Annotated in this window: 1 protein-coding gene; it reads right to left on the reverse strand. The window is 63.5% G+C overall.

Features of this window, described 5'->3' with window-relative positions; translation table 11 throughout:
- Positions 1 to 30: 30 nt before the first annotated feature.
- The gene (locus tag AC1DT3_RS23510; RefSeq protein WP_477467559.1) at positions 31 to 510 is read right to left on the reverse strand and encodes a YbaK/EbsC family protein; all 480 of its coding nucleotides are present in this window, start codon (positions 508 to 510) and stop codon (positions 31 to 33) included.
- Between the last annotated feature and the right edge of the window lie 103 nt (positions 511 to 613).

Here is a 613-nt window from a genome sequence, read left to right on the forward strand (position 1 = left end):
CGTCCTGGCTGAGGCGAAAACTCGAACCTGTCAGGCAACCCGGATTGTCGTCGCCTTGATGGATCGCGACAGCTCTGCCGGGGACACCGAGAAGACGGCGTTCGGTGTTCCGGCTGCAGCCCAAACGACCGCATGGGTCATCAGATCCTGATCGATGAACGTTGCAAGCGGCGTGTCGTGGGCGAAGGGCGGAATACCGCCGATCGCAAAACCGGTCCATGTTCGCACGGCCTGGGCATCGGGCCGGGTCAAGGCTTCACCAATCGCCCCGGCAACGCCCGATTGATCGACACGGTTCGCACCGGATACGAGAAGGAGATACGGCTCGCCGCTCGTCTTGCCTTGGAACACCAGCGATTTGACGATTTGACCGACGGCACATCCGCATGCCTGCGCAGCCTCTTCGGCCGTCCGCGTGGAGTGCGGCATTTCGCGAATCTCGATCGCCAGACCGAGGCCGCGTGCGGCGTCGTGAACCCGACGCGCTGACGCTGGGAGGTCATCGCTCATCACATGTCCGATCCCTGGTTGACGGGTTTTGTCGGAGCCCCGAGGGACAGCATCCCCATACCACCGAAACTGTTGTCCGCCCGCAGACCGCGGAGTTCGGCGG

This window comes from Microvirga sp. P4_G7 (genome assembly GCF_056401005.1).

Bases quoted from the DNA above. Each gene is read 5' to 3' on its own strand.
- AC1DT3_RS23510 (WP_477467559.1), bottom strand. From the start codon at position 510: ATGAGCGATGACCTCCCAGCGTCAGCGCGTCGGGTTCACGACGCCGCA.